Source organism: Skermanella sp., assembly GCF_059503625.1.
This window is the reverse complement of record NZ_JCACHA010001054.1, coordinates 1-5,818: the sequence shown is the minus strand read 5'-3', so window position 1 is coordinate 5,818 and position 5,818 is coordinate 1. Positions and strand designations below refer to the sequence as shown.

General features: G+C 64.9%; 7 protein-coding genes. 4 read left to right on the top strand and 3 right to left on the bottom strand.

The window, feature by feature from the left end:
- Positions 1-1,046, top strand: a 1,046-nt coding sequence (locus tag AC5JJ6_RS38235; RefSeq protein ID WP_496047056.1) for an MFS transporter, incomplete at its 5' end; no start/stop codon positions are given.
- A 4-nt stretch (positions 1,047-1,050) separates the two neighbouring features.
- On the opposite strand, the gene AC5JJ6_RS38230 is transcribed toward AC5JJ6_RS38235, so the two are convergent.
- The 3 genes from AC5JJ6_RS38230 to AC5JJ6_RS38220 all read right to left on the bottom strand — a co-directional run bounded on the left by AC5JJ6_RS38230 (position 1,051) and on the right by AC5JJ6_RS38220 (position 3,204).
- Complete coding sequence (locus tag AC5JJ6_RS38230) at positions 1,051-1,935, bottom strand: LysR substrate-binding domain-containing protein (protein WP_496047055.1); 885 nt, start codon at positions 1,933-1,935, stop codon at positions 1,051-1,053.
- A gap of 93 nt (positions 1,936-2,028) precedes the next feature.
- Positions 2,029-2,838 carry an enoyl-CoA hydratase-related protein gene (locus AC5JJ6_RS38225; protein ID WP_496047054.1) on the bottom strand — a complete coding sequence of 270 codons (810 nt, stop codon included), beginning with the start codon at positions 2,836-2,838 and terminating at the stop codon, positions 2,029-2,031.
- Between the two features lie 30 nt (positions 2,839-2,868).
- Positions 2,869-3,204 carry a DUF1127 domain-containing protein gene (locus AC5JJ6_RS38220; RefSeq protein WP_496047057.1) on the bottom strand — a complete coding sequence of 112 codons (336 nt, stop codon included), beginning with the start codon at positions 3,202-3,204 and terminating at the stop codon, positions 2,869-2,871.
- 659 nt (positions 3,205-3,863) lie between these two features.
- Here AC5JJ6_RS38220 and AC5JJ6_RS38215 point away from each other — a divergent pair.
- The 3 genes from AC5JJ6_RS38215 to AC5JJ6_RS38205 all read left to right on the top strand — a co-directional run bounded on the left by AC5JJ6_RS38215 (position 3,864) and on the right by AC5JJ6_RS38205 (position 5,431).
- Positions 3,864-4,034, top strand: a complete 171-nt coding sequence (locus AC5JJ6_RS38215) for a transposase (protein ID WP_496047053.1) — start codon at positions 3,864-3,866, stop codon at positions 4,032-4,034.
- A gap of 421 nt (positions 4,035-4,455) precedes the next feature.
- Positions 4,456-5,166: an SDR family NAD(P)-dependent oxidoreductase gene (locus tag AC5JJ6_RS38210; RefSeq protein ID WP_496047052.1), complete on the top strand. Its 711-nt coding sequence runs from the start codon at positions 4,456-4,458 to the stop codon at positions 5,164-5,166.
- Between the two features lie 28 nt (positions 5,167-5,194).
- Positions 5,195-5,431, top strand: a complete 237-nt coding sequence (locus tag AC5JJ6_RS38205) for a tautomerase family protein (RefSeq protein ID WP_496047051.1) — start codon at positions 5,195-5,197, stop codon at positions 5,429-5,431.
- Positions 5,432-5,818 lie beyond the last annotated feature (387 nt).

Sequence of the window (5,818 nt, the reverse complement as noted above, 5' to 3'; positions counted from 1 at the left end):
AGACTCGCACGGTCCACAGGCCAAGTGAATCAGCAGAGTGCGTCAGAGCACTAGTGGACCGCCGAAAGCTTGTCATAACCCATACGTTCCTCGCCTCCGCTGCCCTTCTCGCCATCGCGCTGGTCCGATCCGCCCCCGTCCTCTTCGCGGCCTTCGCCGCGGTCGGGCTGCTGGCTGTCGTGACACAGATCCTCGTTGCGCATGCGGCTCTCGTCGCGGTTCCGGCTGAGCGCGGCCGGGTGGTCGGGCTTGTCACCAGCGGCGTCATCACAGGCATCCTTCTTGCGCGCGCGGTCGCGGGAGTGCTCGTGGACCTGCTAGGCTGGCGCGCAGTCTACTTCGCCGCGGCAAGCGCGATGTTCATGGTCACGCTGCTGCTCCTCGCCCTGCTCCCACCAGGACCGCAGCCAGCGACGGCCCTCAACTATTTACGGCTTCTCCGCTCGCTAGCGACGCTTTTCGTCGAGGTGCCGGTGCTGCGGGTCCGCGCCGTCCTTGCCTGCCTCGTTTTCGCTGCCAACACGATGCTCTGGATACCGCTCGTCCTGCCGCTGACGCAAGAGCCCTTCCTGCTGTCGCGGACGGAGGTTGGACTGTTCGGGCTGGCCGGCGCCACCGGCGTGATCGGCGCGGCGGTCGCCGGCAGGCTCGCCGATCGCGGCGAGGTCCAGCGGACGACCGCCGCCGGGCTTCTTCTGATGATTGCGGCTTGGCTCCCGATCCTCCTGATGCAGCGGACGCTGGCCTTCCTAGCGCTCGGTGCGCTGACGCTCTCGTTCGGGCTGCAAGCCGTGCATGTCTCAAACCAAAGCTTGATCTATGCAACGCGCGGCGACGCCCGCAGCCGCCTCGTTGCCGGCTACATGATTTTCTACGCCATCGGCAGTGCGCTCGGCGCCGCCGCCTCCACCTTGATCTATGCGCGCGCGGGCTGGGCGGGCCTATGCCTCGGCGGCAGCATCATCAGCGCGGCCGCGGCTGTGTTTTGGTGGCTCACGCGAGGCGTGGTGCTCGATGCGGCACCGCCTGGTTCTGCGGCCGGATAACACCTCAGGCCGCTAGCGTCGTGCTGCCCAGCCGTTCGCGCATCCAGGCCGCGAGCAGCCGTCCCTCGCGCTGGCGCAACAGGCCCGGGCGGGTGACGAGCCAGTAGGCAGTGCCCCCCTCTACCGGCTCGTCAAGCGTGCGCACGTGACCTGCGGCGATGTCGTCAGCACAGACCGGGAGCCGTGCCAGGGCAAGGCCGAGGCCTTGCGCGGCGGCGTTCAGCGCAAGCTGCACGGTGTCGAAGCGGAGCCCACGCGACGGATCGGGCGCTGGCAGGCCGCGCAGCGCCGCCCAGGCCGCCCAATCCTCCCCGCCGGCCGTGACATGGATAGCCGGGAGTCGCCCCAACGCTTCGGGGAGCGACAGCCGGCAATCCGGCGCGGCGACCGGCACTAGTCCGACCGGCGCTAGGCGGTGCCACTCCGCAGGTCCGACGGGCGTGGCGGCCATGCGGATGGCGAAGTCGAAGCGCCCGTCGCCGAGTTCCACATGCTCGCGCTCCGTCGAGATGGCAAGATCGAGCGACGGGTGCCGTCGGCGCAGATCAATGAGGCGCGGCAGCAGCCATCCTATTGCGAAGGTCGGCGCAACGCTGCCGGTCAGCCGGCGCCGCGTCGTGGATTCCGCCAGGCTCTCTACGCAACGTGCCAAGCCTTCGAAGGCGCGGCTCGCCTCGCGCAGCAACTTCTCCCCCGCAGGCGTGAGGCGCATGCCGCGCTGGTCGCGGTGGAAGAGCGGCACGCCCAGCGCGTCCTCCAGCGTGCGCACCCCGTGGCTGACGGCGCTGGGCGTCACGCCCAGCTCAGCGGCAGCGGCCGTGAAGCCGCCACGGCGACCGGCCGCTTCGAAGACGCGCAACGCGGACAAGGGGGGCAGTCTGTGCGCCATGGGCCAGGGACCTCCGCCGTCATTCCAAGGCAGAGAAGCCCTGTCTTCCAGTGACAGGTAAGCATGGCTGGCATGTTATGGCGGGCTGGCGCTTCAGCGCCCGACGAAATGCGGCGCCCGCTTCTCGACGAAGGCCGTGACCCCTTCGACGGCGTCAAACGTCGGCACGATCGCCTCGAAGGCCGCCGCCTCGATTGCAAGGCCGCCCTCAATCGCCACGTCCTGGCCGCGATGGATGGCCGACAGGGCGGCAGACACCGCAAGGGGAGGCTTCAAGGCGATCTCACGGGCGATCCCGAGCGCTGTCGGCATCAGCGCCTCTTCTGCCGTCACTCGGTTGACCAAACCGAGCCGGAGCGCCTCCTCGGCGCCGAAGCGCCGGCCCGTCAGGATCAGCTCCGTCGCGGCCTTGCGGCCGATGTTGCGCGGCAACCGCTGCGTTCCCCCGAAGGTCGGGATGATGCCGATGTTGATCTCGGCCTTCGAGAAAACGGCCGAGGCGGCGGCGATCGCGATATGCGTCGCCTCTACCAGCTCGCAGCCGCCGCCGAAGGCGAGGCCGTTCACGGCGGCGATGACCGGCTTCGGGAAGGCCTCGACCCGCGCTGTCAGCCGCTGCCCTGGCCGCAGGAAATGCGCGACCGCCTCGCGTGGGCCGAGGCGCATATGTGGTAAGAAGCCCTTGATGTCCGCCCCGGCGCTGAAGGCGCGGCCATCGCCGGTGATGATCACCGCACGGACCTCCCGGTCCAGCTCAAAGGCGTCGAAGGCCTCCATGAGGCAGCCGATCAACTCACTGCTCAGGGCATTGAGCGCGTAGGGCCGCGTCAGCGTCAGGACCGCGATGCCGCCGTCGCGCGCGATGCGGAGAGGGTCCGGCGCCTGCGTCGGATTCTGCGTCATGATCTCCTCCTCGGTCTGCCGATGACGCTCCTAGCCATGCCAGAAGGGCTTCCTCGCCGCGCACCAAGCCTCGCTGCGCGAGATTCCGATGTCGCGGAGGCCGGCATCCGACATGTCCAGGAGGTCTTGGCTTTCCTGCGCGCGGCGCCGCCAGAGGCGGATGGTGGCGACCAAGCTCCGCAGCAGGCCGGCCCTGGGCAGCGCACCCTGTGCGGCGCAGGCGCCGTCATCCACGCCCGCTATGCCGTCGCAAGCCAGGGGTGGCGCGCTGTCACGGATGGCGGTGCATGCCGCTCGTGTCTCGCTTCTAATCGGCACTGAAGGGGCCTGGGCCAAGGTCGTCATGCCGCCATCGTCGTCCTGCATGCCCGGCACAGCGAGCGAGACCTCCTCATAGCGGCTGAAGCGGCCTCATGGCGCACCTCCCTGACCATCGTGGAGCGGACAGCCCTTCTTGGCGCCGGGCCGCCGCGGGTGATGCCGCCCAGGCCCCTCCATTATACGGTGCTCATGCCGTGCGCGCCGGTCTCGCTCGCCGAACCAGAGGGGCGCGCATTTTGGCGCCTCGTAGCCACGCCCCAAAGCGTTGACCGATGAGCGCTATGCATCTGGCGCGCGAGCCGTATCCGTCCTGGTGCGGTTTCTGCCGGCCGGGCAATGCGTTACAGGCGGGGCGATAACGCATGCGCCCTGCGCTGGGTCGGCTGCGCCGATGCCTCCGCCGGTTGTGCAGCGAAGTCTGTGGCAGGTATCGAATGGCCGCTACTAGCTGCAAATCAGGCGGCAATCTGGAATAGCTGGGCGACGAAGGTGGTCTGACCTCTAATGTCTCGTCTACCGACTTTTCGGATCTGCCCCTTCATGGCCTCGCAATTGTGTCGTAGCCAGCCAGAATTAGTCACGCTGCGTGGGAACTGCTGAAACCAAGCCTTGGTCGAACCAGACTGAGGTGACGCGACGAAAATGGTCCGGATCTGGTGTTAGTTATTCGGCAGATTTCCTCATGCTAGATGTGGAGATCGGCCATGAAGCGGCGATTTTCGGTGGAGCAGATCTCGGCGGTACTGAAGCCGGCTGAGTTGGGTCGGCCGGTAGCCGATTTGACGCTCAAGCTCGCTATCTCAGAGCAGACATTCTGCGCTCGGAAAAAGCAGTATGCCGGGCTGGAGACGGATCAGGTCCGTGAGTTCAAGTAGCTAATCGAGGAGAATGCCTGGCTGAAGCGGCAGGTGGCGGAGCTCAGCCTCGACAAGGCCGTACTGCAGGATGTCTTGTCAAATGGGTTTCCCGGCCAGCGCTCATGAAGGAGGTTGTGGCCACTGTGACGCGAAGCCACGGCATATGTGATCGCCGGGCCTGCTCTCTGACGCGCCAGCATCGGTCGACCCAACGCAAGGCGAGCCTGCGCGACCCGCGTCTAGAGATCCGTCAGCGCATGCACGAGATCGCGTTAGATGCGGGTGCGTACCCTTACGAGACGTCTTTCCATTTTTCGCAGAAGCGCTTCTCGACATTGCAGCGTTCTGTCGTGGCCTTGAAGGAGCAAAAATCTGAAACGCGCCCCAAAGGGCGTTGTCCCCGCAATCCAGCCGGGTCAAGACGCGATCGGATACGGCCATGAGCGGTCAGCAAAAAGTCGCTATCGTCACCGGTGGCTCGCAGGGAATCGGCGCCGCTCTCGTCGAGGGCTTCCGACGCCGCGATTACGTCGTGGTGACAGTTGCACGCTCCCTCCAGGAGGGAATGACGGCGGGCGTGCTTGCGCTGCGCGGCGATATCGCCGAGCCGAAGACGGCCGAGCGCGTGGTGGCGGAAGCGGTGACGAAGTTTGGGCGCGTCGATACGCTTGTCAACAATGCGGGCATCTTCCTAGCCAAGCCCTTCACCGAGTACTCGCGGGAGGATTTCGAGCGGAAAATAGGGACCAATCTTAGCGGCTTCTTTTACATCACCCAACATGCAGTGCGTCAGATGCTGCTGCAGGGTTCAGGCCACGTCGTCAGCATTACGACGAGTTTGGCCGACCGGCCGACGAGCCTTGTGCCTACTGCGCTGGCCAATCTCACCAAAGGCGGCATCAACTCCGCAACCAAAGCCCTGGCGCTAGAATACGCGACAAAGGGCATCCGGGTGAATGCCGTCTCCCCGGGTGTGGTCAAAACACCGATGCACCAGCCCGAGATGCATGAATTTCTGGCCAGTCTGCATCCGATGAACCGTTTGGGCGAAATCGCCGATGTAGTGAGCGCCACCATGTTCCTTGAAGACGCAAGCTTCGTAACGGGCGAGATCTTGCACATCGACGGCGGCCAGAGCGCCGGCGCATGATCCAGCAAGGAAGGGAGAAGAGATCATCATGCCCATCATCACCATCCAAGTCACTCGAGAAGGGTCTGGTCCGGGCCGTAATGCCGTAACCGCCAACGAGAAGGCACGCCTCATCGCGGGCGCCAGCCAACTGCTGCTCGACGTGCTGCATAAGCCGCTCGACTCCACGTTCGTAGTTATTGAGGAGGTCGAGCTCAACAATTGGGGCTGGGGTGGACTTCCCGCTACGGAGTTTCGGAAGCGCCAAGCGCAACCTTCGCGCTAATCTTAGCCAACGAAGCGACAGGCGACTTCACCAAAATCGCTTGGCGCTTTCCGGTCCGCCTGCGGTTCACAGTAGATGAACTGAATGCTGCTTGCTGTGGAGCAACATGTTACCGGTGGTGCGGGCCAGCATGCGAGGGAGGGTCTACTACTTCCGATCCGACCTTCGCGCCACCATCGGCAGCCGGACCGCCCGTATTTCAACGCGCCCGACGCTACGATTGATAATCGGAGGATTATATCATCTAGCGGTTCCGAAAGTACATCTGTCTTTTTGAGGGAAAACTAGACATTGAGCACATAATACTACGCATGCGAATTCGGCTTTGTGCTCCCTAGAGCGGTTTTCTCTTTGTCTGAATCGCTTGTGACCTCGGTGGCTGTCGGG